This window comes from Nocardia goodfellowii, from assembly GCF_017875645.1.
Classification (GTDB): domain Bacteria; phylum Actinomycetota; class Actinomycetes; order Mycobacteriales; family Mycobacteriaceae; genus Nocardia; species Nocardia goodfellowii.
In genome coordinates, this window is the sequence record NZ_JAGGMR010000001.1 from 6,801,666 (window position 1) to 6,828,466 (window position 26,801).

At 66.2% G+C, this 26,801-nt stretch carries 21 protein-coding genes; 11 read left to right on the forward strand and 10 right to left on the reverse strand.

Translation table 11 applies throughout. The features are described from left to right. Positions 1 to 146: 146 nt before the first annotated feature. Positions 147 to 932 carry a bestrophin-like domain gene (locus BJ987_RS31535; RefSeq protein WP_209896702.1) on the reverse strand — a complete coding sequence of 262 codons (786 nt, stop codon included), beginning with the start codon at positions 930 to 932 and terminating at the stop codon, positions 147 to 149. 726 nt (positions 933 to 1,658) lie between these two features. Here BJ987_RS31535 and BJ987_RS31540 point away from each other — a divergent pair. The 8 genes from BJ987_RS31540 (at position 1,659) to ilvA (ending at position 10,098) form a co-directional block, all read left to right on the forward strand. Beyond that, positions 1,659 to 3,065: a family 2B encapsulin nanocompartment shell protein gene (locus BJ987_RS31540; RefSeq protein WP_209896703.1), complete on the forward strand. Its 1,407-nt coding sequence runs from the start codon at positions 1,659 to 1,661 to the stop codon at positions 3,063 to 3,065. Positions 3,066 to 3,080: 15 nt separating this feature from the next. Continuing rightward, positions 3,081 to 4,412, forward strand: a complete 1,332-nt coding sequence (locus BJ987_RS31545) for a family 2 encapsulin nanocompartment cargo protein terpene cyclase (RefSeq protein ID WP_209896704.1) — start codon at positions 3,081 to 3,083, stop codon at positions 4,410 to 4,412. A gap of 6 nt (positions 4,413 to 4,418) precedes the next feature. Then, positions 4,419 to 5,285, forward strand: coding sequence for a geranyl diphosphate 2-C-methyltransferase (locus BJ987_RS31550; protein WP_209896705.1), 867 nt, complete (start codon positions 4,419 to 4,421; stop codon positions 5,283 to 5,285). Next, positions 5,282 to 5,839, forward strand: a complete 558-nt coding sequence (idi, locus tag BJ987_RS31555) for an isopentenyl-diphosphate Delta-isomerase (RefSeq protein ID WP_307869818.1) — start codon at positions 5,282 to 5,284, stop codon at positions 5,837 to 5,839. The genes BJ987_RS31550 and idi overlap by 4 nt, the downstream gene beginning before the upstream one ends. Before the next feature lie 275 nt (positions 5,840 to 6,114). Next, a complete protein-coding gene (locus tag BJ987_RS31560; RefSeq protein ID WP_209896706.1) occupies positions 6,115 to 6,465 on the forward strand; it encodes a hypothetical protein in 351 nt (116 codons plus the stop codon). A gap of 332 nt (positions 6,466 to 6,797) precedes the next feature. Next, positions 6,798 to 7,970 carry a serine hydrolase domain-containing protein gene (locus BJ987_RS31565; protein WP_209896707.1) on the forward strand — a complete coding sequence of 391 codons (1,173 nt, stop codon included), beginning with the start codon at positions 6,798 to 6,800 and terminating at the stop codon, positions 7,968 to 7,970. A gap of 45 nt (positions 7,971 to 8,015) precedes the next feature. Further along, positions 8,016 to 8,723, forward strand: a complete 708-nt coding sequence (locus BJ987_RS31570; protein WP_209896708.1) for an HAD family hydrolase — start codon at positions 8,016 to 8,018, stop codon at positions 8,721 to 8,723. Positions 8,724 to 8,868: 145 nt separating this feature from the next. Next, a complete protein-coding gene (gene ilvA / locus BJ987_RS31575) occupies positions 8,869 to 10,098 on the forward strand; it encodes a threonine ammonia-lyase (protein ID WP_209896709.1) in 1,230 nt (409 codons plus the stop codon). Between the two features lie 23 nt (positions 10,099 to 10,121). Here ilvA and BJ987_RS31580 read toward each other — a convergent pair whose 3' ends face one another. The 6 genes from BJ987_RS31580 to BJ987_RS31605 all read right to left on the reverse strand — a co-directional run bounded on the left by BJ987_RS31580 (position 10,122) and on the right by BJ987_RS31605 (position 14,972). Then, positions 10,122 to 11,084 carry an ABC transporter substrate-binding protein gene (locus BJ987_RS31580; RefSeq protein ID WP_209896710.1) on the reverse strand — a complete coding sequence of 321 codons (963 nt, stop codon included), beginning with the start codon at positions 11,082 to 11,084 and terminating at the stop codon, positions 10,122 to 10,124. A gap of 28 nt (positions 11,085 to 11,112) precedes the next feature. Next, on the reverse strand, positions 11,113 to 12,177 hold the full coding sequence (locus BJ987_RS31585) for an ABC transporter permease (protein ID WP_209896711.1): 1,065 nt from the start codon (positions 12,175 to 12,177) through the stop codon (positions 11,113 to 11,115). Next, the gene (locus BJ987_RS31590) at positions 12,174 to 12,971 is read right to left on the reverse strand and encodes an ATP-binding cassette domain-containing protein (protein ID WP_209896712.1); all 798 of its coding nucleotides are present in this window, start codon (positions 12,969 to 12,971) and stop codon (positions 12,174 to 12,176) included. Before BJ987_RS31590 ends, BJ987_RS31585 begins: the two co-directional genes overlap by 4 nt. A gap of 104 nt (positions 12,972 to 13,075) precedes the next feature. Beyond that, positions 13,076 to 13,399 (reverse strand): DMT family transporter, encoded by a 324-nt coding sequence (locus BJ987_RS31595; protein WP_209896713.1) that lies wholly within the window; start codon positions 13,397 to 13,399, stop codon positions 13,076 to 13,078. 110 nt (positions 13,400 to 13,509) lie between these two features. After that, a complete protein-coding gene (locus BJ987_RS31600) occupies positions 13,510 to 14,352 on the reverse strand; it encodes a hypothetical protein (RefSeq protein WP_209896714.1) in 843 nt (280 codons plus the stop codon). Next, positions 14,349 to 14,972, reverse strand: a complete 624-nt coding sequence (locus BJ987_RS31605) for a hypothetical protein (RefSeq protein WP_209896715.1) — start codon at positions 14,970 to 14,972, stop codon at positions 14,349 to 14,351. Before BJ987_RS31605 ends, BJ987_RS31600 begins: the two co-directional genes overlap by 4 nt. Before the next feature lie 303 nt (positions 14,973 to 15,275). Here BJ987_RS31605 and BJ987_RS31610 point away from each other — a divergent pair, with 303 nt between their 5' ends. After that, entirely contained in the window at positions 15,276 to 15,959 is a 684-nt protein-coding gene (locus tag BJ987_RS31610) for a hypothetical protein (protein WP_209896716.1), read from the forward strand. Between the two features lie 15 nt (positions 15,960 to 15,974). Here the strand turns inward: BJ987_RS31610 and argH are convergent, their stop codons facing one another. From argH to BJ987_RS31625, 3 genes are all read right to left on the reverse strand, one after another. Beyond that, positions 15,975 to 17,393 (reverse strand): argininosuccinate lyase, encoded by a 1,419-nt coding sequence (gene argH / locus BJ987_RS31615; RefSeq protein WP_209896717.1) that lies wholly within the window; start codon positions 17,391 to 17,393, stop codon positions 15,975 to 15,977. After that, a complete protein-coding gene (locus tag BJ987_RS31620) occupies positions 17,390 to 18,316 on the reverse strand; it encodes an SAM-dependent methyltransferase (protein WP_209896718.1) in 927 nt (308 codons plus the stop codon). Before BJ987_RS31620 ends, argH begins: the two co-directional genes overlap by 4 nt. Positions 18,317 to 18,378: 62 nt before the next feature. Continuing rightward, positions 18,379 to 19,581: an argininosuccinate synthase gene (locus tag BJ987_RS31625; protein ID WP_209896719.1), complete on the reverse strand. Its 1,203-nt coding sequence runs from the start codon at positions 19,579 to 19,581 to the stop codon at positions 18,379 to 18,381. Positions 19,582 to 20,005: 424 nt separating this feature from the next. On the opposite strand from BJ987_RS31625, the gene BJ987_RS38135 reads away from it, so the two are divergent. Together BJ987_RS38135 and BJ987_RS31635 are read left to right on the forward strand one after the other, a co-directional pair. Continuing rightward, on the forward strand, positions 20,006 to 26,209 hold the full coding sequence (locus BJ987_RS38135; protein WP_209896720.1) for a glycohydrolase toxin TNT-related protein: 6,204 nt from the start codon (positions 20,006 to 20,008) through the stop codon (positions 26,207 to 26,209). After that, a complete protein-coding gene (locus BJ987_RS31635; protein WP_209896721.1) occupies positions 26,209 to 26,784 on the forward strand; it encodes a hypothetical protein in 576 nt (191 codons plus the stop codon). The genes BJ987_RS38135 and BJ987_RS31635 overlap by 1 nt, the downstream gene beginning before the upstream one ends. Positions 26,785 to 26,801: the final 17 nt, after the last annotated feature.

Consider the following 26,801-nt stretch of genomic DNA (forward strand, 5'->3'; position numbering starts at 1 on the left):
TGCCACGCACTGCGGCGCGGCGCACCGGCGAGAACTTCTCGCCGGCCCCCGAAGACGCACGCCGTCTAAGTGTTGCCAAGAGCTTCCCACATCGGGTGACCGCCATGTGGCGGCTGTGACAGGTTGCATGGGTCCCCGTGGCCGAGTCAGCGCCCCATCACGTTGGCGTACATGCTCTGGAACGGTTGCGGGCTCACGCTCAACTCACCGCGGAACGGATAGTCCAACGCCGCGATGAGGAAGAGCATGGTGCCGAGAAAGAACGCGAACAAGCCGCCGAGCAGCAAATGCGCGCCCCGCTGCAGGCTGAACAGGCACAGCAGCACCAGATTGATCGCGGCGCCGACCAGGATGACCCACCACAGCACGTCGGGAATGCCGCCCTGACTGGCGTTGATCCGGTGCCGGCGGTCGGAGTCGAAGCGGGCGAACTGCTCGATGGTCGCGGCGTGCACGATCTCCTCCGCCGGAGTGGCGGGCTGGAAGGCCAGCAGATCTTGCTGGAAACGGGTGACCAGCGCGGTGCCGCCGTAGGGTTCCTCGCCGACCCGCAGCTTGGGGAAGACCACGGTCAGCACGTCGTCGGTATAGGCGACGAGATCGTTCTGCAGCACTGTGCGCTGCGGCTCCGGGTACGCCGCCACCTCACGGTAGAGCGTGCCGACCGCGGCGGCCTCGTCGGCGATCAAGCTCTGGGCGTGATCGTTGGACTCGTAGGTCGCGGCGGCGATCAGGCCGAGTAGCAGACCGTAGAAGACGCCGCCGACGGTGAGCACCATGATGACGGTGTCGTTATTGCCCGGCTCGGGGCCGAAGATCCGCAGCACTGTCGGCCGGGCCAGCACGATGCCCGCGCAGGTCAGCAGAACCGGCACGCCGGTGATGATCACGAACACCAGCCAGATGGGCAGCCCGTAGATCCAAGTGAACATGAGCGGCAACATTAGCTACCGCCCGGCAGGCTGCGATTCATCCCAGGACGTTATTCGGCGGTGTCTCGATCGAGCACGTTTCGTTACCATCCGAATTCGATCTCGGCAATCTTCGAATTCCGCTGCGCACCTTCGAGTTCCCGCCCTATATTTCATGCCGTTCACAAGCCCTGCCGCGTAGATCGGCCGCCCCATCGCCGATCCGCAGGTTGTTCCAGGCCTGCCGTTCGACGTGAACCCGGTGCAGTTTCAGCACCACCCGTATGACACCTGCTCCACCCTGTGCGCTCGCGCTGAGCCGCGCAAATGCAACGAATTGTTCAGTGGAGGAAGATGATTCACCTAAGCCGTACCGAGGGCCCGAAGTACCGACTATCGACGATCCGCCGCCGCGCGGTACCCCGATCGTCGGCCGCACGCAGCCATCGCTGCCGATCCGGACGGGCCAGTGGCTGGCACCTATCCAGCGCATCCTGAGCCGCCGATCAGGATGCATTCGCACCGCACGTCCGGAATGTCCGTCCCAGCGCGACATTCCGGGCGTGCGGTTTTTTGTTTCGACCCGAGTTACCCGAATCGAGCGCATGTCGTAACCATCCAAAATGAATGTCGGCCGATGTTCGAATTCCGCCGCATTACCGGAGATCTTGGCCTTAACATCGGAGCATCTGAAACGCACTGTCGCGTAACTCAATTCGCTCGACCCGACTGATTTGAGGATGGCGCATGACTATCGAAGAGATGCCCGCCCGTACCGAAGAACAGCGCAAGAGCCTCAGTACCACCGCAGCCCGTCAGCTGACGACCACCACCAAATCCATTCCGCAGATGCAGTCCATCAGTTCCCGATGGCTCACTCGCGCCCTGCCCTGGATTCAGGTCAACGGCGGCGTCTATCGCGTCAACCGCCGCCTGACCTACACCGTCGGCGACGGCATCGTCACCTTCGCGATCGACGGGGGCAAAGCCCGAGCGATCCCGATGGAGCTCAGAGAACTACACCAACTCCGCGACCTCGCCGACGACGACGCCCTCGACGAACTCGCGCGGCGATTCGAGCAGCAAGACCTCGACCCCGGCACGGTGATCGCCGAATTCGGCAACCCCATGGATCAAGTCGTGCTGATCGTGCACGGCAAGGTGGATAAATACGGCACCGGCCAGTACGGCGAACAGACCAAGCTCGGGCAGCTCGCCGACGGCGACCACTTCGGCGACGGTGCGCTCACCGACCCCTCCGCGATCTGGCCGGTCACCGTCAAGACGGTCACCCCCACCACGATTCTGACGCTGTCCCGCGCGGCGCTGGATCAAACCCTCAGCCGCGCACCGGCGCTGCGCCGGCACCTCGAACAGGTCGCCGGCGATCCCGCTCCGCCCCAGAACCGACACGGTGAGGCGAGTATCGAGATCGCCTCCGGCCACGTGGGCGAACCGGAACTGCTGGGCACCTATGTCGACTACGACATCGAGCCCCGGGAGTACGAGCTCAGCCTCGCGCAGAGCGTCCTGCACGTGCACTCCCGGGTCGCGGATCTGTTCAACGATCCGATGAACCAGGTGGAACAGCAGCTCCGGCTGACCATCGAGGCACTCTATGAGCGGCGCGAGCACGATCTGGTCAACAATCCGGACTTCGGTCTGCTGCACAATTGCGACCTGAAACAGCGGATCTACACCGAAGCCGGGCCACCCACCCCCGATGACATGGACGAGCTGCTGAGCATGCGCCGCAGCACGAAACTGTTTCTCGCACACCCGAAAGCGATCGCGGCGTTCGGCCGCGAATGCAGCAAGCGCGGCCTCTACCCCGATCCGGTGGAGGTGAACGGGCACCGCGTCCCCGCCTGGCGCGGCGTGCCGATCTATCCGTGCGGCAAGATTCCGATCAGCGAGACCCAGACCACCTCGATCCTCGCCATGCGCACCGGCGAGCAGGACCAAGGGGTGATCGGTCTGCATCAGACCGGCATACCCGACGAATACGAGCCCAGCCTCAATGTTCGATTCAAGGGCATCGACGATCAGTCGATCATCTCCTATCTCGTGAGCTGCTACTACTCCGCGGCGGTCCTGGTACCGGATGCGCTGGGGATGCTGGACAACGTCCAGGTCGCCCGGCAGGCCGACTGAGCCGGGGGTGCCTCGATGTCGGTGCTCTCTCGCGCCGGCGCGCCTGCTGCCACCCACGAGGTGGCGGCAGCCGTTGCCGCGCTCCTGACCAATCTCGACACCACCGCCCCCGCAACGCTGCCGCTCACCGTCACGTTGAAAGACGCAGCGGCCGAGCGGAATCCCAGCGCGACCGATCGTGCGGGGCCACCGCGCCTACTCGGGCCGACCGGACTGGGCGCGGCCGGGTTGCGGATACCGAGATCCGCCACGGTAACCGCTCCCCCGCCGGTCGCACAGCCCACGACGCCGCGGTCGATTCCCCTGGGACCCAGCGGATTAGGGTCCGGCTCACTCCGACTCCGGCAACCCGCCGCACCCATTCCGCCGCTCTATTGCCCGCCACCGGTACGCGACAACCCGGCCCTCGGTGCGGCGGTGAACGACGGCTTGATCGACTGGGCGGCTGAAATCGGTTTGTACGAAGGGCGATTGGACGAACTACGCGATGCCGACTTCGGCCGGCTGATCATGCTCGCCCATCCCGACTGCGACGATGCCGACCGGCTATTGGCCGCGGCCAAATGCGCGGTCTCCGAATGGTCGGTCGACGACTACTACTGCGAGGAAGGAGCAGACGACCGCGCACCCGACGGCACTCCGTCCGATGCCGAGGCCGAGCTCGGACCGCGGCTCGAATTAGCCGCCGCGGCAATGGATCCCGCGTACCTGCCCGGCCGGTACGCGCCGTCGCTGGAGCGGGCGATGCAGGCCGACCCCATCCTGCGTGCCTTCCGCACCAGTTTCGAGCACCTGTCCCGCTATGCCACCACCGCCCAGCTCGCCCGCCTGCGTACCGAAATCGCCGGCTGGTTCATCGCTCTGGGCGCCGAAGCGGGCTGGCGCGGCGCCGGACGGATGCCTCCGGTGTGGGAATACCTCACCAACCGCCAACCGCACAGCTTCCTGCCGTGCATGGCGCCCATCGATGTGGTCGGCGGATATGAGCTCCAGCCCGCCGAGTACACCGACCCCCGCGTGCGTCGCGTGGTCACCACCGCCGCACTGGCCAGTCAGATGGTGAACGACCTGTACTCGATGGCGCGCGAAGACCGTTCCCAGGGCCGGGAATTCAACCTGCCCACGGTCCTCGCCGCCGAAGAGAACTGCAGCCGGCGCGAAGCCGTGCTGCGGACCGCCGCGATACACGACGAACTGGTGCATCGCTTCGAAACAGAGGCCGCACCGCTGGCCACCACGGGCTCGGCGGAACTGCGCCGATTCCTGATCGGCCTGTGGGCATGGATGGGCGGCAACCGCGCCTGGCATGCCGACAGTAAGCGCTATGACGTTACCGAGAGAGGATGATCCCCAATGACCATGCTCGACCCCGACGCAGTCCTGCGCACCCGGTATCAGAAGTCCGTCGCCGAATACTGGAACAACAATCCCAACGACGACCGCGTCAACACCAAACTCGGTGAGGTCGATGGCCTCTATCACCACCACTACGGCGTAGGCACCCCCGACCTGTCGGTGCTCGAAGGCCCCGAGGAGACCCGGCAGCAGCGCCTCGTCACCGAACTGCACCGCCTCGAGACCGCGCAGGCAGACCTGCTCCTCGACCACCTCGGTGACGTCCGCCCCGGAGACCGGCTGCTCGACGCCGGGTCCGGCCGCGGCGGCACCAGCCTGATGGCCAATCAGCGATTCGGCTGCCAGGTCGACGGCGTCACCATCTCCCAGTACCAGGTGGATTTCGCCAACGAGCAAGCCGCGCAGCGCGGCGTCGACGACAAGGTGCGCTTCCACTTCCGCAACATGCTGGAGACCGGATTCGACAGCGGCTCCCGACGCGGCATCTGGACCAACGAGACCACCATGTACGTCGACCTTTTCGAACTGTTCGCGGAATTCTCCCGCCTGCTGGAGCCGGGCGGCCGGTACGTCTGCATCACCGGCTGCTCCAACGACGTCACCGGCGGGCGGTCCTCCTCGGTCAGCTGGATCGACGCGCACTACGGCTGCATGATCCATCCGCGCGGCGAGTACTTCCGGGCGTTGGCCGCCAACAACCTGGTACCGATCAACGTCGTCGACCTGACCCCGGACACCATCCCGTACTGGGACCTGCGCACCCATTCGGAGCTGGCGACCGGCGTGGAGAAGCCCTTCCTGACCGCCTACCGAGAGGGGAGCTTCCAATACCTGCTGATCGCCGCCGATAAGGTGGGACGGTGAGTGATCACCCGCAGCGACCGCTGACCGACCGCGAAGCCCTGCCCGTCGAGCTCGTCGACGACGCGGGGCGCGCGGTCGGCGCGTGCCCGGTGGCCGAGGCGCACACCGCGCCCGGCCTGCTGCATCGCGCGTTCTCGGTGCTGCTGTTCGACGACGCCGGCCGGGTGCTGTTGCAGCAGCGCGCGGCGGTGAAGACGCGGTTCCCGATGCTGTGGGCCAACACCTGCTGCGGGCATCCCGCGCCGGGCGAACCGGTCGAGGCCGCGGCCTCGGTGCGCCTGGCCGAGGAACTCGGCCTGGCGACCGCGCTCAGCGAGGCGGGCGAGTTCGTCTACCAGGCGCAGGATCCGGTTACCGGGCGCGTGGAATACGAATGGGATCACGTGCTCGTCGGCAAGCTGGTGACGGGTGTGCCGCAGCCGGATCCGGCCGAGGTCGCGGCCTTCGCCTGGGTGTCGCCGGAAGATTTGCAGACGGCTATCGCAGCGGACCCGCAGAGCTACACCCCCTGGCTGGGGGCCGTCCTGAAGATCGCGAGCGAAGCGGGCGTCTGATCCCTTCTCGTCAATGCTGTTCTAGACAGTCAGTATTCAGCTAACTCTGAGCGCCGCCGAGGAGGGTGCTCGACATAGTTAGATGCGCATATCTAGGTAGAGGGATGTCTGTAACAATTGCACAGTCGTTCGCGACAACACCACTGTCCCGCCCAGGCCGAACGCGTTCTCCGTGCTAGAAACCTTGGGCAATTCACAGGTGCGGCACAGCGTCCCGCCAGCCCGATGGCGGATTGTTATCGGCGTACCGCAATTTCCGGCAAGTGAGGTGTGCGATGGTCGAAGTCGAAGTCACGGACGACACGGTGAAGGTCCATGTGCTCGGTGGACATCGCCTCCTGGCTCTGCGCGACGAAGTCACCCTGGATGTGTCCCACATCAAGGAGGTGAAGATCGCCGAGGTCGATTTGCGTCCGCCGTGGATCCGCACCCCCGGCGCCTTCTTCCCCGGCGCGATCGCCGCCGGCACCTTCCGCGGCAAGGGGCGGAAAGAGTTCTGGGACACCAACTTCAAGGGCCATGCCATCCGCATCGACCTGGACGGCCCCGGCTACACCCGGCTTGTCATCGACGTCGCGGATCCCGGCGCCGCCCTCGCCGAACTGACTTCCGCCGTCGCGGCCTGACTTTCCGCCCTCGCGCCTGCCCTCCGTCGTCGCGGCCGTCCTCCGTCGTCGCGGCCGTCCTCCGTCGTCGCGGCCCGTCCTCCGTCGTCGCGGCCCGTCCTCCGTCGTCGCGGCCCGTCCTCCGTCGTCGCCGCCCGTCCTCCGTCGTCGCCGCCCGTCCTCCGTCGTCACGCCCGACTTTCGTCGTCGCGCCTGACTTTCGCTATCGCGACCCGAGCCACTCCCCCAGCCTCCCACCCGTTCCGCATCGCGACTTCGCGTCGTCACACGGGCTCGCGGTCGCTCCCATCGGTTGATTTACGCTGTACGGGAGACGGGAAGGCTGATCGACGATGACCCAGACTCCGACCAGACAGTTCGTGGACCGGCGCTACGTGCGCTTGGTCGCCGAGTTCGACCGGCTGTTCCGCAAGCCAGAGGATGGCGGCGGTGCGCTGACGATCTATCAGCACGGCGAGCCGCTCGTGGATGTGTGGGCCGGATTCGCCCGGCCCGGACAGGAATGGCGGCACGACACCGTGGCCATGGCGTACTCCACCGGCAAAGGTGTCGCCTCCACGCTGCTGCATCGCCTCGCCGAACGTGATCTGCTGCACTACGATTCGCCGGTCGCCGAATACTGGCCCGAGTTCGCGGCGGCGGGCAAAGAGCACATCACCGTGCGCCATCTGATGAGCCATCGAGCGGGCCTGCACCGACTGCGGGGCCTGCTCCCCGGTCCCGCCGAGGGATTTCTCGACGACGCGGCGGTGACCTCGGCCCTCGCCGCGAGCCCGCCCGATCCGCGCCACCGCGTGACCAGCGGATATCACGGCATCACCTACGGCCATCTGGTCGCGGAGCTGATCCGGCGGGTGAGCGGCTCGAAATTCACCGAGCTGCTACGCACCGAGATCGCCGAACCTCTCGGCGCCGACGACCTCTGGTTCCGGGTGCCGGAGAGCGAACGGCACCGCATCGCGCCGAACTTCCCCCGCCTCACCATCGCCGGCATGAGCTGGGACCGCAGCAGCACCCTGCTCGGGCGCACCAAATTCGCCGCGGCCGCCGACACCACCCCCGCCGGTTTCGCCGAACTCGTCGCCCATCCACGCCTGCACGATTCGGTGATGCCCGGCGTCAACGGCGTCTTCTCCGCCCGCTCACTCGCTCGCATGTACGGCGCCCTCGCCAACGGCGGGGAGCTCGACGGCTACCAGCTGCTCCGCCCCGAAACCATCGAAAAAGCCAGGGAGCGCCAGGTTTTCACCCCTGACTACGTCCTAGCCTTCCGCATCCCGTGGGCGCTCGGCTACCACGGCGTCCCCATGAAACCGTCCAAATCCGATCCGATCTCGGCGTTCGGCCACTTCGGTCTCGGCGGTTCCGGCGCGTTCGCCGATCCCGCCACCGGCATGTCCCTGGGCTTCGTCACCAACCGGCTCGGCGGCAGGCTGACCCCGCTCGGCGACGCTCGCCTGGCCCGCCTCGGGGCCATCGCACACAACATCGCCAAACGCGAGTGATCCGGTGGCGCAAGCCACCGGCCGTCGCCACGTAGGGTCGGCCGTATGACCGTGCGAGCCGTGCTGTGGGACGTCGACGACACCCTCTTCGACTACTCGGAGTCGGACCGCGCCGGGGTGCTGCGGCATCTCGCGGCCGAGGGGCTGCTCGACGCGCACGGCGGACCGGAGCCCGCGGTGCGGCGGTGGCAGGCGATCATGGAAGCCGAATTCGCCCGATTCCTGGCCGGCGAGGTGGATATTTTCGAGCACCGCCGCTGCCGTGCCCGCGTGTTTCTCGGCATCGATCTGCCGGACGCCGAGGCCGATGCCTGGTTCAACCGTTACATCGCGCACTATCAGGACTGCTGGACCCTCTTCCCCGATTCCGCGGCGGCGCTGGCCACCCTCGCGCCGCGGTTCCGGCAAGCGGTGCTGTCGAACTCGTCGGTGGTCAACCAGGAGCGCAAGCTCCAGACACTGGACATCCGTGGGTATTTCGAGGCAGTACTGTGTGCCGACGAGTTGGGGTATGCGAAACCGGACGCCGCGGCGTTCCATGCCGCCTGCGCGGCGTTGGATCTGCCGCCGGGTGAGGTCGCCTATGTCGGTGACCGTCTCGACATCGACGCACTGGGTGCCCGAGATGCCGGACTGACCGCCGTCTGGCTCGACCGGGCAGGCAGCGGCGTGGGCGTGCCGGCCGGCGTGCTGCGGATCACGAGCCTGAGTGAGTTGTCGGAGTTGTTGCACTTCAACTCTTTACGAGCATAGGCGGTACTCGATCGCGGGAGGCGGCGTGTACTCACCCCACGGCCGCGGCTAATGCCGCACCCGCACTGGTACGGCGACGAGGCGCGGTGGTGTCGCGTGGGGAACCTCGCCGAGTCGTGGGACGAATCGGCGTGGGGGTGGCAGCATGTGCCGTATGGAGTTGCTCGGGCTGGAAGAGATCGAGGCGGCGGCGGAGAAGTTGGCGCCCGTGATTCGCCGGACGCCGATGGTGGCGTCCCGGGTTCTGTCGGAGCGGGCGGGCTCCGAGGTGTTCTTGAAGTGTGAGAACCTGCAGCGGACCGGGTCGTTCAAGCCGCGCGGGGCCTACAACCGGATCGCGAATCTGGCAGAGGCGGACCGATCGCGCGGCGTGGTGGCGGCCAGTGCGGGCAATCATGCGCAGGGAGTGGCGTGGGCGGCCGGCTCATTGGGGATCGAGTCGACGGTGTTCATGCCGGTGGGCGCGTCCATTCCGAAGCTGGCGGCCACCAAGGCGTACGGGGCCCGGGTGCGGCAGGTGGGCGAGACCATCGACGAGGCACTGGAGGCGGCGCAGGATTTCGCGATGCGTACCGGGGCGACGCTGATCCATCCGTTCGACCATCCGGACATCGTGGCCGGCCAGGCGACGGTGGCACAGGAGATCTTGCAGCAGTTGCCCGAGGTCGGGACGGTGCTGGTGCCCACCGGCGGCGGCGGGCTGCTGGCGGGTATCGCGATCGCGTTGCATCATCTCGCGCCGGACGTCCGGGTGATCGGTGTGCAAGCCGCCGAAGCCGCGGCCTGGCCTGATTCGCTGAGCACCGGTAAGCCCGTACGGGTCGCGCGGATGTCGACGATGGCCGACGGTATCGCGGTGGGGTTGCCGGGCGAGGTTCCGTTCGCGCATGTCGCCGCGCACGGTCCGAGCATCGTGACGGTGGACGAGGAGTCGCTGTCCACCGCGTTGCTGCTGTGCCTGGAGCGGGCGAAGTTGATCGTCGAACCGGCGGGGGCGGCGGCCGTGGCGGCGCTGATGAGTTGTGCCCCAGCGGAATTGGCTCTGCGCGGCCCGGTGTGCGCGGTACTGTCCGGCGGCAATATCGACCCGCTGCTGCTGACCCGGCTGATCGGGCACGGGCTCAGCGCGGCCGGCCGCTACCTCGAGCTACGGGTCACCATTTCCGATCTGCCCGGGGCATTGAGCAGCCTGTTGACGGTGGTCGGCAAGACCGGGGCCAGCGTGGTGGACGTGGCGCATTCCCGGACCGGTACCTGGCTGGCGGTCAATGAGGTCGAGGTGTCGCTGACGCTGGAGACACGCGGACCCGATCATCGAGGCCAGGTGCTGGAGGCTCTCATTCACGCGGGATACGCGGTGCGCGTAGAGGATTGACGCCTCCACGCGCCGGACCGCAGTCAGCACTTACGCTTGTAGAAGTACTTCGAATTGGCGTCCATATCCGCCTGGGTGATCGCGACCATGTCGGTTTGGATGGTGCGGGTCACCGGCTTGCCCTCGATCGCGGCGACCGCCTGCTCGACGCCCTTCTCGCCGATACCGGCCGGGTCCTGGGCGATGAGTGCTTGAACGGTGCCGGCCTTCAGGTCCTCGACCTGCTTGGGGCTGGCGTCGAAGCCGACGAGTTTCACCTGACCGAGTTTGTTCGCATTGCGCAGTCCGGTGGCAGCGCCCTCGGCGGAACTCAGGTTGGTGGCGAAGATACCGGCCAGATCGGGGTGCGCCGCGAGGGTCGCGGTGACGATGGAGGCGGCCTGCGCGGCTTCGTTGTTGTTGTATTGCACGCCGAGGGAGGTGATGCCCGGGAAGGCTTTGACCGCGTCTTGGAAACCTTGGGCGCGCGCGTCGGTGGTGGAGGTGCCCGCCTTGGTGTTGATCACCAGGACCGGGCCCTTGTCGCCGATCAGTTTCGCCAAGGTCTGCGCGGCCAGCTCACCGCCCTTCTTGTTGTCGGAGGCGATGGAGGACACGGCGACAGAAGTGTCGTCGAGGGCGGTGTCGACTTCGACCATCGCGATGCCGGTGTCGCGGGCCTGCTTCATCGGGCTGGCCATCGCGGTGGCGTGCGTCGGGGCGATCAGGATGCCGCCCGGCTTGTTGGCGACCACGCCGCTGAGAATCGGAGTCTGCTGTGCCGCATCGAATTTCGTGGGCGCCTGGGTGCCGAGTTCGTAGCCGAGCGCTTCGGCTTTGGCTTCGGCGCCGCACTGCATGGAAATGTAGAACGGTTCGTCGGCGACACCGGGGATCAGCACCAGCTTCTTGCTGTCGCCGCCGCCCGAATCATCCACGCTCCCCGAACAACCCACCACCAGCACCCCGGCCAGTACAGCACCGAACACCGTCCCGAGTCTTCTCATCCTCGAACCTCCTTGTTGCTACGGACCTCTACTTCCGGTCCCGCGCCCGGCGGCGCGCCTGGTCGAACCAGACCGCCGCCACGAGAACCACACTCACCGCGATGGGCTGCCAGAACACCGGCACTCCCACGATCACGAAACCCTTCTTCAGCACCGACGGTATGAACACGCCGATCACCGTGCCGAGCACCGAACCGGCGCCGCCGAAAAGACTGGTGCCGCCGATGACCACCCCGGCGATGGCGTCCAGGTTGTCGGTGGTGTGCCCGCCGATCGTGGTGGTGCCGAAGTACGCCAGATTCATGAAACCCGCGAGCCCGGCGAGCAATCCGGTCATCAGATACACCAGCACCAGATGCCGGGTGACCGCGATACCGGAACGCCGGGCGGCCTCCGCGCTGGAACCGATGGCGTAGGTGTAACGCCCGAATCTGGTGGTGTGCAATAGCCAGGCGGCCAGCACCGTCACGACGGTCGCGACCAGTACCAGGTTCGGGACACCACCCAGCGAAGTGCCGAAACCCAGTGTGTCGCGCAGGTTGTCGGGCACCGTGCGGGTGTCGACGCCGCCGGTGATCAATTGAGCCGCCCCCAGCGCCGCGCCGAACGAACCCAGCGTGACGATCAGCGGCGGAATCTTGGCTTTGGCCACCAGCATCCCGTTCAGCAGGCCCCAGATGCCGCCGCCCGCAACGGCTCCCACGAATCCGAGGCCGATGATGCCCCAGCCCGCGCCGGTCGCGTCCTCGTCCGGGCTGAGCCACTCCATGGTTTTCGCGCCGATCACCCCGGCGAAGATCAGCACCATGCCGACGGACAGGTCGATACCGGAGGTGATGATGACGAAGGTCATGCCGACCGAGAGGACGAGCAGCACCGAGGTTTCGATGAGCAACGTCTGGAAGGTGAAGCGGGTCGGGAAGGCCTCGGGGCGTAGGACACTGAAGATCACGCACAGCGCGACCAGCACGACAGCGATCCATACCGTACTCAGACCCAGAAGCCTCTGCAGCGCAGTGCGTTCCGGAATATCGACGCCGTTGTCACCGTGGTCCCGGCCCGGCGCTCCGCGCTCGTCCGGCTGCTCGCTCACGGCGCCTCCTCCTGCGACAGCGCGCCCGTCATGGCGGCGACCAACTGCTCCAATGTGGCTTCGGCGGCGGTGAATCGGGCCACGCGCTTGCCGAGCCGCAGCACTTCGATCCGGTCGGCCACGGCCAGCACCTCCGGCATGTTGTGGCTGATCAGCACCACGGCGATGCCTTCGTCACGGATCCGGCGGATGACATCGAGCACTCGTTCGCGCTGCACGACGCCGAGCGCGGCGGTCGGTTCGTCCATGAACACGACCTTGCTGGCCCACATCACGGCCCGGGCCACCGCGACGCTCTGCCGTTGCCCGCCCGAGAGTGATCCGATCGGCACATCGGCCCGCTGCAAGGTGACTCCGAGACGCCGGAAATGCTCCACCGCTTGGCTTCTCATCGCCGCCTTGTCGAGCATGCCGAGCTTGCCGGGTAGCCCCCGGCGCAGCAACTCGCGCCCGAGGAACAGGTTGGCCGCCGGATCCAGATCGGGAGCGACCGCGAGATCCTGATAGACGGTTTCGATGCCGAGTTCGCGCGCGGCGGTCGGCGTATTCAACACCACCGGCGCACCGTCGAGCACAATGGTGCCGCCATCGGGTTGCTCGGCGCCCGAAAGGCATTTCACCAGAGTCGATTTCCCGGCGCCGTTGTCCCCGATCAGCGCGACGACCTCACCGGCCCGCACCTGAAAGTTGGCTCCCCGCAACGCCGCGACGCCGCCGTACCGCTTGACCAGCCCCGTGGCCGCCAGCACGACAGCATCACCACCGGCTTGCGGCGGCGGTTCCTCCGACGTCATCGTCCGTCCACCCCCCGTGGACTCGGCTGACCGAACGACCAGTCCATCGCCCGATCCTACGATCACCCGCTCCCCCGCCGGGGTGATTCACCAAAAGTGCACTCTCAGTGCGCGCCACCGAGTTCCAGCGCCAGCACGCCGAGGATGACCAGGCCGATCCCGCCGATCTGAATCAGCGTCAGCCGTTCGTCCAGGAACAGCGCGCCGATCGTGGCGACCGCCGCGACTCCGATAGCCGACCAGATGCCGTAGGCGATCCCGATACTCATCCCGCGCTTCAAGGCTTGGGACAGGAAGAAGAACGCCGCGCAGTAGCCGATCACCACAATGATCGACGGCACCAGCTTGCTGAAGCCCTCGGACAGCTTCAGCGAGATGGTCGCGGTGATCTCGGACACGATGGCCAGCGCCAGCAACAGCAGGGTCATGGCGGCAGAATAGCCGCCCCGGCGCCCGCCTCCGGTCAGCGACGGGCAGGCTGGAACGCGCCACGGCAGCCGCGGTCCGAGTTACGGGCCGCGGCTGCCGAACAGGGCTGTCAATAGCGGAAGTGCCGCAGGATCGGCCCGCAGACGTGCCATTCGTCGCCGCCGTCGTGCGCCACGTGTGCGAGGTGCGCGACGTACCACATGACGACGTCCTGGCCGTCGATGTTCTCGTTGTTGACGTGCTGCAGGATCTGGTCGTCATGGGCGGTGCCGAGCCCGCCGCGCAGGTCCTCCGCGCCGCGGTACGCGGTGACGGCCACGTCCCGGGGCCCGAACCAGTCGCTGAAGCCGTCGAATGGGCCCTTGTCGACCAGGAATCCACGATTGCCGGCCTTGTTCAGGACCGCCCAGCGACTTTCGCCGGTGTGCACCGTGGACACCTCGGTCGTCTTCGGATGCCAGCCGGGACCGTACCCATAGTCCTGGCCGGTCGGCAGATGCTGCAACGCCAGATTGTTTGCCGCGCCCTCGATGTCGAAATCGAATCGCCAGTACACGTGGTGCCGATGGTTGTACGGATGTTGCAGTCCCGCGCTGTACATCTGCGGCAAAATGATGCCGTCGTCGCGGAAGATCCAGCGATTGAGCAACCGGTACCGGCCGATCTCGTGGTAACTCTCCACGACCAGGAATCGGAAACCGCCCCCCGGACTTCCTTCGTACACCGCGACCGGCCGGCGCATATTACCGATGCTCATCTGATCTTTGTACGGGCCGCCACCCTGGTCGTAATGCACCCTGATCATCGGCACGCTCGCCTTGTGCAGCACCTTCTTACCGCGGTACGCGACATTGAGGAATGCGATCGCTTCGCTGTCCCCGTCGACAACTTGCCAGACGAAATTCCATGCCGGTGCCTCCGGCGGCCAGTTCACCTGTCCGGACACGCTCATAGCAGTCCCTCCGAAATCAGGCCGACCTCGACGACGTTTTCGGCGCTCAGGTCGACAATGGCGAACGCGGTGGGCAGCCGCCGGTCCGCGGGTCCGAAGCGCAGATCGACGAGCCGATGCCCATAGCGCGGGCTGTGGAAATCGGTTTCGTCGACGATCAGACCGCGGCCGGTACCGATATCGACGCCGCTATCGGGCAGTCGTCCGTCTCGACGGACCAGGTCCAGCGCCCGGTCGGCTTCGGGGTCGGTGACCGGGGGTTGATTCGCCGTCGTGCGGATCTGCCGGACCTCCTGCCGCGACGGGTCCACGATCGCCTCCACCGTGACGTTGTCGTCGTAGTCGTAGATGACGACCACCGGGAATTCGGTCTCCCGATCCAGCGCCCGGGTGCCGACGCTGAGGATCTCGTATCGCTTACCGCGGAGCAGATCGGCCACACCGGATGCGGCCAACGCGATATCGGGCGCCGCCGCGGCCGCCGCGTCCAGAGCCGCCATACCGATTTCCTGGACAGCGACCGGCCTTGTCTCGACGACCGGCATGAATTCGTTCCAGTCGTTCGCATCCGCGAATTTCGGCTCCATGACCGGACCCAGGTTCATAATCTCGGTTCTCAAGAATCCCGGGGGCGGGAGCGTGAATTTTTCAGGCATCGGAATCTCCAATTCGTACGGTCATGCGCGATTGCGCACGCTCCGATCCTGAGCTGCTCCATCGGCCGGATCGCGAGTATTCCGGTACCCGAATCCGTCGCCGCGTCACTTCCGGCGAATAGGGGGTAACGATCGCGGTCCGTCGGACGAGCCGGCTATGGATATCGAACGACTATTTCTGACCGCGACCCCAACCAGCTCATAAGGAATCCGAAAGGTCCAGCGGGAGAATTGATTCCATTACCGAGGGCTACCGGAGGGGAGAATATGGATGCCTTGTCGCTGCTGCTCGGACTGCCCTGTGTGGGTCTCCTGGCACTCCTGGCCGTCCTGGTGCCGTTGCAGATCCGAGCCGAGCGGGAACGGAAGGACGCAGTGCGTCACTGGGCCGCGCGCAACGGCTGGCAGGTCGCCGAGCAGACGCGTCAGCAATGGACCTCCCGGCTCCCCGGACGGAATTCCAACGGCGTGGGGATGACGCTGACCGGACCGGTCGGCGGCCGATGGGTGACCGTCGCCGAGTACTACTACGAGACGACCGACAGCGACAACTCGACGACCCGTCATCACTTCGTCGTCGTGGTGGTGCGCCTGGACCGGCCGCTGCCACCGGTCAAGGTGGCGACCCGCGGCGCGCTGTCTCAGCTGGGACGTTCACTGTTCGGCGACAAACCGACCGCGACCGGGCATCCGGTGTTCGACAGCCGTTTCCGGGTCATCGCCCCGGATGAACGCGCCGCGCACCAGTTGATCGGCCCGCCCCTGATCGAGGCGCACCTCACCGGCGCCGTCCCGCCGTGGAGTGTGCTCGGGCATGATCTGCTCGTCCACTATCCCGGCCGCTTGCGGGCCCCCGAGACGATCCCGGCCTACCTGGCACCCGTGCTGCGCGTGGCCGGTCTCCTCGGCGCCGGCCACCGGCCGTGGGTGACGGTTCCGCCCCGGCGGTGACCGCACCGGCGGACTTCAGCGCAGCCAGGCTCGGAGTTCGATGACGTCCGTGCGGATTTCGGCCAACTGGGCGGCGACCTGGACACCCGCGGTGCCGCCGCGGGCGTTGCGGGAGGCGATGGAACCCTGAACCGTCAGCACCTCGCGGACCTGCGGCGTGAGGGCGGGGTCGATGGCGGCGAACTCGGCGTCGGTGAGTTCGTCGAGGCCGACACCGCGGGACTCGGCGGCCCGCACGCAGGCCCCGGCCGCCTCGTGCGCCACGCGGAACGGAACACCTTGCCGGACAAGCCATTCCGCGATGTCGGTGGCAAGGGTGAAACCGGCCGGGGCGAGTTCGGCCATGCGCTCGGTGTGAAAGGTCAACGTGGAGACCAGACCGGCGATCGCGGGCAGCAGCAACTCCAGCTGGGCGACCGAGTCGAAGAGCGGTTCCTTGTCTTCCTGGAGGTCGCGGTTGTAGGCCAGCGGCTGCGCCTTCAAGGTGGCCAGCAGGCCGGTGAGGTTGCCGATCAGACGGCCCGCCTTGCCCCGCGTCAGCTCCGAGACGTCCGGGTTCTTCTTCTGCGGCATGATCGAGGAACCGGTGGACCAGGCGTCGGCGAGGGTCACATAGCCGAATTCGGGTGTGCTCCAGAGGATTACCTCTTCGGCCATGCGACTCAAGTCGACGCCGATCATGGCCAGGACGAACGCGGCCTCGGCCGCGAAATCGCGCGAGGAGGTGGCGTCGATCGAATTCGCCGCCGACGCGTCGAAGTCGAGTTCGGCCGCGATCTGCTCAGGATCCAGGCCGAGCGAGGAACCGGCGAGCGCGCCGGAACCATACGGGGACACCGCCGCTCGCTTGTCGAAGTCACGCAGCCGATCGATATCGCGCAGCAGCGGGTGCGCATGCGCCAGCAGATGATGGGCCAGCAGCACCGGCTGCGCGGCCTGCAGGTGGGTCTTGCCCGGCATCACCGCGTCGGGATGCGCGGCGGCCTGCGCGACCAGTGCGTCGACCACCTCCAGCAGACCGAAAGCGACGCGGCGCACGGCATCTCGCAGCCACATCCGGAACAGCGTGGCGACCTGATCGTTGCGCGAACGTCCGGCGCGCAACCGGCCGCCGAGTTCGGTGCCGACCCGATCTATCAATCCGCGCTCCAGCGCGCCGTGCACGTCCTCGTCGGATTCCACGGGACCGAAGGCACCCGAATTCACGTCGGAGGCAAGCTGTTCCAGCCCGGCGAGCATGCCGGACAGGTCGCTGTCGGAGAGCAGCCCGGCCTTGTGCAGCACGCGCGCGTGCGCCTTGGAGGCGCGGATGTCATACGGGGCCAGTGCCCAGTCGAAGTGCGTCGACTTGCTCAACGCCGCCATCGCCGCCGCCGGACCGGACGCGAAACGCCCACCCCAGAGCGCACCTTCGTTGGTTCCCTGCGTGGTCATGGCGTGCTGTCTCCTCCGGGTCGGATTGCGGTCAACAAGGTATGCCTGGCCATTTCCGCGACGGCCGCCGCGGGGACGTCACGGCCACGGCCGGTCAGGACTTCGATCGGGTCGCCGAGCCGTACCTGCCAGCCGTGCCGAGCGAACCAGTCGGCGGGCTGGGCTCGGCCTTCCTCGGGATACAGGAGTTTGTCGACGTCGAGCTCGATGCCCTGTCCGGCCAGCTGCGCGACCCGCCGCCGGGACTGCTCCGCGGCCACGGGGGACGGGGAGTGCCACGTATTCAGCGCCACCCGGCTGCCGGGCGCGCTGACGGCGACGATTCGTTCGAACAACAGATCCTGGCCTGCAGCGGGAAGGTAGCGCAGCAGCCCCTCCGCCAGCCAGGCTGTCGGCTCGTCCGGCTCGAAACCGTTGTCGCGCAGAGCTTCCGGCCAGTCCTCGCGCAGGTCCGCCGCGACGGCGCGACGGTCGGCCACCGGCCTGTCCGCGGCCAGCGCGGAAGCCTTGAATTCCAGCACCTTCGGCAGGTCGACCTCGAAAAGCGTGCTACCGGAGAGCTCTTGGAGCCGGTACGCGCGGGCATCCAGCCCCGCCGCGAGGACCACGAACTGCCGGATGCCCGCCGCTACGGCGGCACGAAAGTAGTCGTCGAAATAGCAGGTCCGCGCGGTCATGAAGGAGAGCAGGGGGTTGAAAGCCTGCGCTTCGGCCTCGTCGGCGACCTCGGCCAGGGCGGCGATCCCCGTGTCCAGCAGCCCATCCCACGAGGAAGAGCCGACCGCGCGCACCAACCGGGCGGCGAACGGATCAGGACACACCGTATCGGGGCGCGCGGTTTCCACCGCCCGCAGAACCGTCACACCCAGCGCGGTCGCGCCGACACTCGATTCGATGTCCCAGCTGTCGCTGTCACTGCGCATCGCCTGCTCCTGATCCGAAGACGACCGGTCGAGGTCGAGCCTACGACCGGTCGCCCCGGTCGCTACTTCTGGTTCAGGTCGCGGCGCGCGGCGACCTTCGAGGACAGGCCGTGGATCTGCACGAAGCCCTTGGCCAGCGACTGGTCGAAGGTGTCGCCCTCGTCGTAGGTGGCCAGGTTGAAGTCGTACAGCGACTGCTCGGAGCGACGGCCGTTGACCACCGCGGAGCCGCCGTGCAGCACCATCCGGATGTCGCCGGAGACACTCTGCTGGGTGTCGGCGATGAACGCGTCCAGGGCGCGCTTGAGCGGGGAGTACCACAGGCCGTCGTAGGCCAGCTCGCCCCAGCGCTGCTCGACCTGGCGCTTGTAGCGGCCGAGCTCGCGCTCGATGGTGACGTGCTCGAGCGCCTGGTGCGCGGTGATCAGCGCGATCGCGCCCGGGGCCTCGTAGATCTCACGGCTCTTGATGCCGACGAGCCGGTCCTCCACCATGTCCAACCGGCCGATGCCCTGCCGGCCGGCGCGATGGTTCAACTCGACGATGGCCTCGAGCACACTGACCGGCTTGCCGTCGATCGCGACCGGCACGCCCTTGTCGAAGGTGACGATGAGCTCGTCGGGCGCCTCGAAGTTGACCGTCGGATCGGCGGTGTAGTCGTAGACGTCCTTGGTCGGGGCGTTCCACAGGTCCTCGAGGAAGCCGGTCTCGACGGCGCGGCCCCACACGTTCTGGTCGATGGAGAACGGCGACTTCTTGGTGACGTTGATCGGGAGGTTGTTCTCCTCGGCGAAGGCGATGGCCTTCTCCCGGGTCCAGGCGTAGTCGCGAACCGGGGCGATGACCTCCAGGTCGGGCGCGAGCGCGCCGATGCCGACCTCGAAGCGGACCTGGTCGTTACCCTTACCGGTGCAACCGTGCGAGACGGTGGTGGCGTTGTGGAACTTCGCCGCCTCCACCAGGTGCTTGACGATCAGCGGGCGGCTGATCGCGGACACCAGCGGGTACTGGCCCATGTACAGGGCGTTGGCCTGAATGGTGGGCAGGCAGTACTCGTCGGCGAACTCGTCGCGCGCGTCGACCACGATGGCCTCCACGGCGCCGCAGTCCAGCGCACGCTGGCGCACCACGTTCATGTCCTCGCCGCCCTGGCCCAGATCGATGGCGACCGCCACGACCTCGGCGCCGGTCTCCTTCGCGATCCAGCTGATGGCGACGGAGGTGTCAAGCCCACCGGAGTAGGCGAGTACGACGCGCTCGGACATTTTCTCTGTGCTCCTCGGATGTGGTTGGTGGCGGCGCCCCCGTGCCGTTCTGCAAATGATTATGCACGATGCTGCAATCCCATTCATAATCGGGGTGCGGGGTTCGGGCGTTAACTCGCTGGGAGTGTCACGAGGCATCCCCTCTTCGCCAGCGTGGGCTCCGGTCCGGCCTCGTGGTCCTCGGTGCTGCGTTCTACCTGGCATGGTGGAGCAGGGTCCTGGTGACCGAGTAGATCTCGATCAGGACCCGCAACATTTTCGCCGGCCCGCGTAGCCGCCGCGTGCGTTGTCGCTCTTGATCTCCGGGGATGGCAATATTTCTCGCGATCGGATGGAACCGCCTCGACGCTGGTTGCGTCTTATCCAGATGTAGGCAGGTTCGGAGCCCGGAACGACGGGCGGCGTTGCGGGGAGGGTTGTCCGGGTGGGGATCGAGATTCCGGATTCGTTGCAGTGGGTCGCCAAATACGTCGTCGGGGCGGGCGACTGGCCCGAAGGCGACGAAACCGCCATGCGACGCGTCGAGGATGCCTGGACCGGCCTGGCCACCACCCTCACCGATCTCGATGACGAAGCCACGCACGCAGTCCAGCAAGCCATCGCGCAACTCGACGGCGCCACCGGCCAAGCCTTCGCCGCGCACTGGACCAAACTCGGCGGCGGACAGGGTGCTTTCGACGGGCTTACCAAAACCATCGAAACCCTCGCCGACGAAATCGGCGACGGCGCCGCAGACATCGAACACACCAAGCTGGTGATCATCGCCTCCCTGGTGATCTTCGCCATCGAAATGGCCGCCGCGCTGGCCGCCGCCGCCACCGGCGTCGGCGCGCCCGCGGGTGCCGCTGCCGGAGCCGCCGCTCGCACCGCCACCCAAATCGCCATCCGCGTCGCCATCAAAGCCCTGCTCAAACGCATCATCTCCAAAGCCGGCCTCAAAGCCGCGGCCCGCGCCGCCCTGAAAGGCGCCTGGTCAGCAGTCCTGGAAGAAGGCTTCCTCGAAATCGGGCTCAAACTCGCCCAAGTCGCCGCCGGCAATCGCGACACCCTCACCAAAGAAGAATGGCTGCAATCCGGAGCCACCATCGCCGCGGCCGCCGCGGCCGGCGCCACCGAAGGCGCCCTCACCTCCGGCACCGGCAATCCCAACAGCAGCAAACTCGCCAGCGCGGTCAAAGAAGGCGCCCAGGAAACCGTCGCCGGCCTCGCCGGCGAAGTAGCCGCCGCCGCGACCACCGCCGCCCTCACCGACCAGCCCTTCGACCTCTCCGAAGCGTTGTCGCTGGAGAACATCACCTCCTCCGCAGTCGGGGCCGGGCAGAGCGCACTCGAGAACAGCGGCAACGGCAACCCCGGCACCACCGATCCTGGTGACACCGATCCCGGCGGCAACGGCAACGGGGATGGGGACGGCAACGGCAACGGCAACGGCAACGGCAACGGCAACGGCAACGGGGATGGTTCCAACCCTGCCAGCCAAAACCAAAACACCGGCAATCAAGCCAATCCGAGCCAAAACCCCTCCAACCCAACGACTCCCGCAAACACAAACCCGGCCGCTACCAACCCCGCTGGCACGAACCCCAACACCGGTGACAACCCGAACCCGTCGACCCAGCAGCAATCACAAAGCCAGCAGCCGACGCAGCAATCGCCAGACACCCAGCCCAGCCAGCAACAGCAAAACCAGCAGTCACCCGAAACTCCCGCAGCGCAACAAAACCCAGCGCAGCAAGCGGCGAGTCAACCGGCGGACACGCAACCGACACAACAAAACCCGGCTCAACAGTCGCCCAGCCAGCCCTCGGACACACAGCCCACACAACAAAACCCGGCCCAGCAGTCGCCCAGCCAACCGACGGACACACAACCCACACAGCAAAACCCAACCCAACCGTCACCCAGCCAGCCCTCGGACACACAGCCGACACAGCAAAACCCAACCCAACCGTCACCGAGCCAGACCACGGATGGGCAACCGGCACAACAGGTTTCGGCGCAGCAGTCACCAAATCAGCCGTCGACGGACCAGCCAGCCCAACAACCACAGCCGACGGAACAGCAGGGCCAGCCCGCCAGCCCCCAACCCGCCACTCAGCAATCGGCGACCCCAGCTCCGACCACCGGTAACCCCGCTCCCTCGGATACCGGCGATACCCAAACCCCCACACGCGCGGAGACCAACCCGACTTCCCAACAGCCGGCGGCAACCAACCCATCTCCCACCACGCCGGCACAACCGAGCACTCCCGCAGCGGGAATCCCGACAGCCCAAAACCCGTCGGCACCCACCCAAACCGCCACTCCGGCAACGACGACTCCGTCCGAGCCCACCTCCACCCAGCCCGTCCCGAGTACGACCGCACCCGCGCCCACCACAACGTCACCGACAAACCCCGCCACCCCAACGACACCCACAACCTCCACGCAGCCGGTTTCGACCGACACCACCACTGCGGCCGCCACGACTGCCCCCGCAACCAGCACACCCCCGGTCACCGGTTTCCCAGCCACATCCCAACCGGACACACCCCGCTCGACCACACCACAACACGGCGACCCCGGCACCCCAGCCAGCTCCGCCGCTCCGCGATCAACCCAAAACCCTTCGTCGGCCACCCGTCCCGACGCGCCCCCCGCCCGATCGCCTCACAACCCGTCTTCCGCCACCCGCCCCGACACCACACCCATCCACCCCGGCAATAGCAGCTCTCCCACAACCGGTTCCGGCAACACCTCCAACCAGCCCGCCAACAACCTCTCACCCACGACCCGCCCCAACACGACACCCACACAACAGACCAACAACCCCACTCCCGCAGCGCGGTCCACTACCTCAGCTCGACCTGCCGAGGTCTCCCCTCCCACAACGAGTTCCGTATCGAACCCGACACAGCCCAGTGACCGTCAGCAACAGGTGAACTCTGGCCACCCCTACAGCGCCACTCGTTCCCAGCAACCAACCCCGAGCACCAATCCCACTAGCCCGGGATCGGCCAACCCCGCTCCGAACACACAGCGCCCCAGTCGCTTCGAAGACCAGCGCCCCTTCCGCAACCTCCCCGACACCCGAGCTCCGGAATCCAACCCTCCGTCGCACAACACCAACCCCTACGCACCCCGGCCCGACTCCCGGGCATCTACGTCGAACCCGTCCACCCACCCGGGCAACTCGACCACACCGCACTCAACCCCCCAACCGGCCCCGAACACCCACAACCCTCGCTCCAATCAGGAGTTCCGCGACTGGCTGGCCGAAAAGCAGCGCCAGTTCGATCCGCTCTCCACCCCGTGGAACCCCGCCGCCGCCAACCCGGTCCCGAACAACACCCACCCGACGACCCAACCCCAAACGCCGCCAGTTTCAAACCAACCGCAGCAGCCGTCGCCCGCAAGTCAGCCTCAACGCCTGCCTCCCACCACCCAGCACCAACAGCAGTCACCCCAATCGCGGCAGCAATCCCCCGCCTCTCAATCCCCCCAGCAAGCGACCGCCCCCCAACACCAACAGCAACCGCCGACCTCGCGACAAGAACCGCCAACCTCCCAACCCCATCAGCAATCACCCACTCCCGAAACTCAACAGCAACCCCCCACTTCCCGTCCCCATCAGCAGGCACCCACCACCCAGCCTCAACAGCACGCGCCCACCGCCCACCCCCAACAGCAAGCACTCAACCCTCACCCCCAACAGTCACCGACCAACGACCCCCCGGCGAACCAGCCTTCAACTCTGAACACCACCCCCTCCGACACCCCGCCGCCCAACACCCACCACACCCCCACCGGAACCTCGATCGGCGACGACCCCGCCACCCAACGCGTCGCCCGAAACCTCCGCAACGAGGGCCACTTCGACGTCGTCTTCCACGCCGATCGCAACGGCCGCCCCCTCGGCGGCCTCACCGAGCAACAAATAGTCGCCGCCATCCGCTCCAATCCCAATTTCACCCCCGGCACCCCCATCCGCCTCGTCGCCTGCAACGCCGCCAACAACCCCGGCATGGCCCAACGCCTGGCCAACGAACTCGGCTCCCCCGTCCACTCCGCCACCGACGCCGTCGGCGTCCCCGCCCGCCCCAACTCCCCCGCCCACATCCGCGGCAACGGCACCTGGCAAACCCACACCCCCCAAACCGCCTCAACCCCAACAACTCCCACCAATTCCCTCACCCACCCCGAAGCAAACCCCACCCCACCCACCAACGCAAAGCCCACCGACGACACTCCCGTCGATTACATGGGCGACACCCCACCAACCGATCCACCCAAGGACGACCCCGGCGAGCCCGAACCGGGCAGCTTCAGACCCGACCCAGGAAAGTCGGAGTCGGAACCGAACCAAAAGAATCCTGCCGAAGAAGATTCAAGGCAGAAGAAGGCCGATGGCGACGAGCCATCGCCGGACGAATCAGACCAGCGCGGGGCTGATGAGCACAGCGCCGTCGAGAAGACAGCAGACCAGAACGACGATTCAGACGGGGATGCCTCCGACCCAAGCCAGGCCGACGAGAACGACTCCGGCCAAGAGAAATCGAAGCAACCGGATCCTAACAACCCCTTCGTCTATACCGACAATACGGCGGTCCAGACCGACGATCTCGTCCACCCTGATCTCGAAGACGCCGAGCTCCAGCGCCTGCGCGAACTCGACAAGAAGCTGCAAGCGATCTCCGATGCGCACTGGGCAGAGCATGGCTCGTGGCCGCCTGCGCCGCCCGGGGTCGGACCCGGCCATCCAGTTGTAGATGCCCTGCTCCCCGCCGATTTCGATCCCTTCCACGGTATGACTCGTGACGAGTGGATGAACGGACTGAAGAACGAAAATGGTGGCCTGAACTGGCCCGATGAAGATCTGTTTCCCCAGGGCTTCTCGAGCCCGACCGATCGCACCCCGGCTGTGCTTCCGCCCGGGGAGATCATCGACCGATTCGGTGGCCCCAACGGCAGGTTCACCTCTCCGCCCGGCATCCCTTATCCCGACCGAGCCCTCCCACCCACCAACCTCGACGGCGAGCAGTACCACCAATACGAGGTCCTCGAGCCTCTTCCCGTTTGGGTCGGCAGCATCGCCCCCGCCATGGGCGAGGATGGCGGGGGTACCCAGCACTACCTCCCCGCGTCGGTGCAAGCCTTGATCGACGAGGGCTACCTCCGCGAAGTCCCTTTGGCATCGAGACCTGCTCCGGGAGATGGCGCTGCCGGAGCACCCGGCCCAGATGGTCCGGACACCACCACCCCTCCTGACAGTCCAGACGGTGCACCGACCGGACCCGATGGCACACCGCCGTCTCGCGAGCCCGACAACGACGATCGCAACCCGCCTGGGGAAGGTCGAATTGAAGCGACCGCAGAGTCCGATCCAGATGTGTCCACTGATGTCACCGTCCCGGATCAGAAGACCGACACGAGCCCCACCAACCAACCACAGGCCCACGACGACACCGCGACCGACGATCCGCAACCTCTGCGTGAGGACAGCTCCCGACCGGATCAACAAGCCGCCCAAAAGCCCGAAACCTCAATATCGGACGACGCGGACAAACCGGCCCAGCAGCTGGAGTCGACAGCGAAGCCCGACGATTCCACGCCGGAAGGGCCTGCGAACGAAGGTGATAACAGCCAACTTCCCGCCGCTGCGCACACATCGGATGGCACCACCGCAAGTACGACGACCACCCCCGCAGTCACTAGTTCGGACAGCGCTCGCTCTCCCGAACCAAGCCAATCGCCTCGTGCCACGGCACAAGATTCCACGCCTAGTAACAGCACGCAGAGTCCACCGTCAACCGAACAGCGAAACGAAACATCTGATTCGCGTTCCCACGGAACAGGCGCCGCGCCAGTTGGGCTCGACCCCTCGAATCCTGCGTACCAAGCAACTCGGGAACAAGATTTCACCGAGTTGGCGCAGCGCAATAGAGAGCTCCGAGAAGCCGGGATTGCCAACGCGGCGCAAGTCGCCGAGCAGGATCCGCCCGGCAAGGAGGTCGCTCGCAAAGCCGACCGGCGCACGATTACCGCCATGCGCTACCGCTTCGACAATGGGGAAACCGGAGACCTACATGCCTACAGTGGGTCGCATCCTGATTTCGACCCCGGGGACAAAGGGCCGAGAACACCGCCGTCCGACAGGCGAGTCTTCGAGACCAAACCGGTCACCCCGCACGGCAGCACCGTTCCCGGCGACCGCACGAACGACTCGGAGGTGAAACTACTCGAGGAAGTGGTCCATCGGGCGATCCAGCAAGCCACCGGCGCCAAAGATAAGGATATCCATCGCGCGCTCCGACGTGCGAGCGAGGAAATAAAGAATAGTGGCCGCCAGTATTCGGAAGGTCCGCTCGGTGAGGCCGAAAGAACGAGAGAGCGGATCGAAAAAACCCTCGACAATCTCAATCAAAAGGCCCAGTTAAAGGCGAACCACCAAAATACGGAGTACACGCCGGCATCAATAGACGACATCCGCGGCGAAATCCGTATGGTCGTGGATTACCCAGCGGGGCGGGATATCCCGCTGGATGAAGTCGTTTGTGAATCCTGCACGGATATGATGGACTCTCTGCAACTGGCTTTACCGGGCCTACGCCTTGAAGTTCGCAACCTCGATCAGGAGAGCCTCTACTGATGACAACCAGTGATGCCCAAGCTGCGATCAACTCGATTCGCGCGATCTTCTCCCGCACGGCGGAAGCTGGTTGGAAGCCAGATTCGGTAGTGCCGGCCACGGATGCGCAGATCGACGAGTGGGCCAGAGCTCAAGGATGCGAAGACATTCCCGTGGCTGTTCGCGAAGTTTTGCGCGTTCTGGGAACAGATCCCGGGATATGGCTGAAAGGCAGTTCATTCGGCATCGGTCGCGTGACGCCCGAGTCGAAGAATCATGCTTTGGCCACCATCTCCCAGCTTGATGATGAGCTATTCGACTCATCAGGAATGCTTGTCATGGTCGACCATCAAGCATACTTGTACAACGTTATCGACGGCGCCGATCTCGAGGATTCGAATCCACCGGTGTGGATAATCAGCGAGGGCCAGCCAGTAAGAATTGGATGGCCATCCGTAACCACGTGGCTCGATAGCGCTGCCCCGTCCATCAGCGATTATCGATCACGTTTGAAATTGAAACGCCAGATAGGCAAAGATGTCCCGAGCTGGTGGGGTAAGCACTTCGATCTCGATCGACTGAGTTCACCTGAGTAGGCGGCTCGAGAATCAAG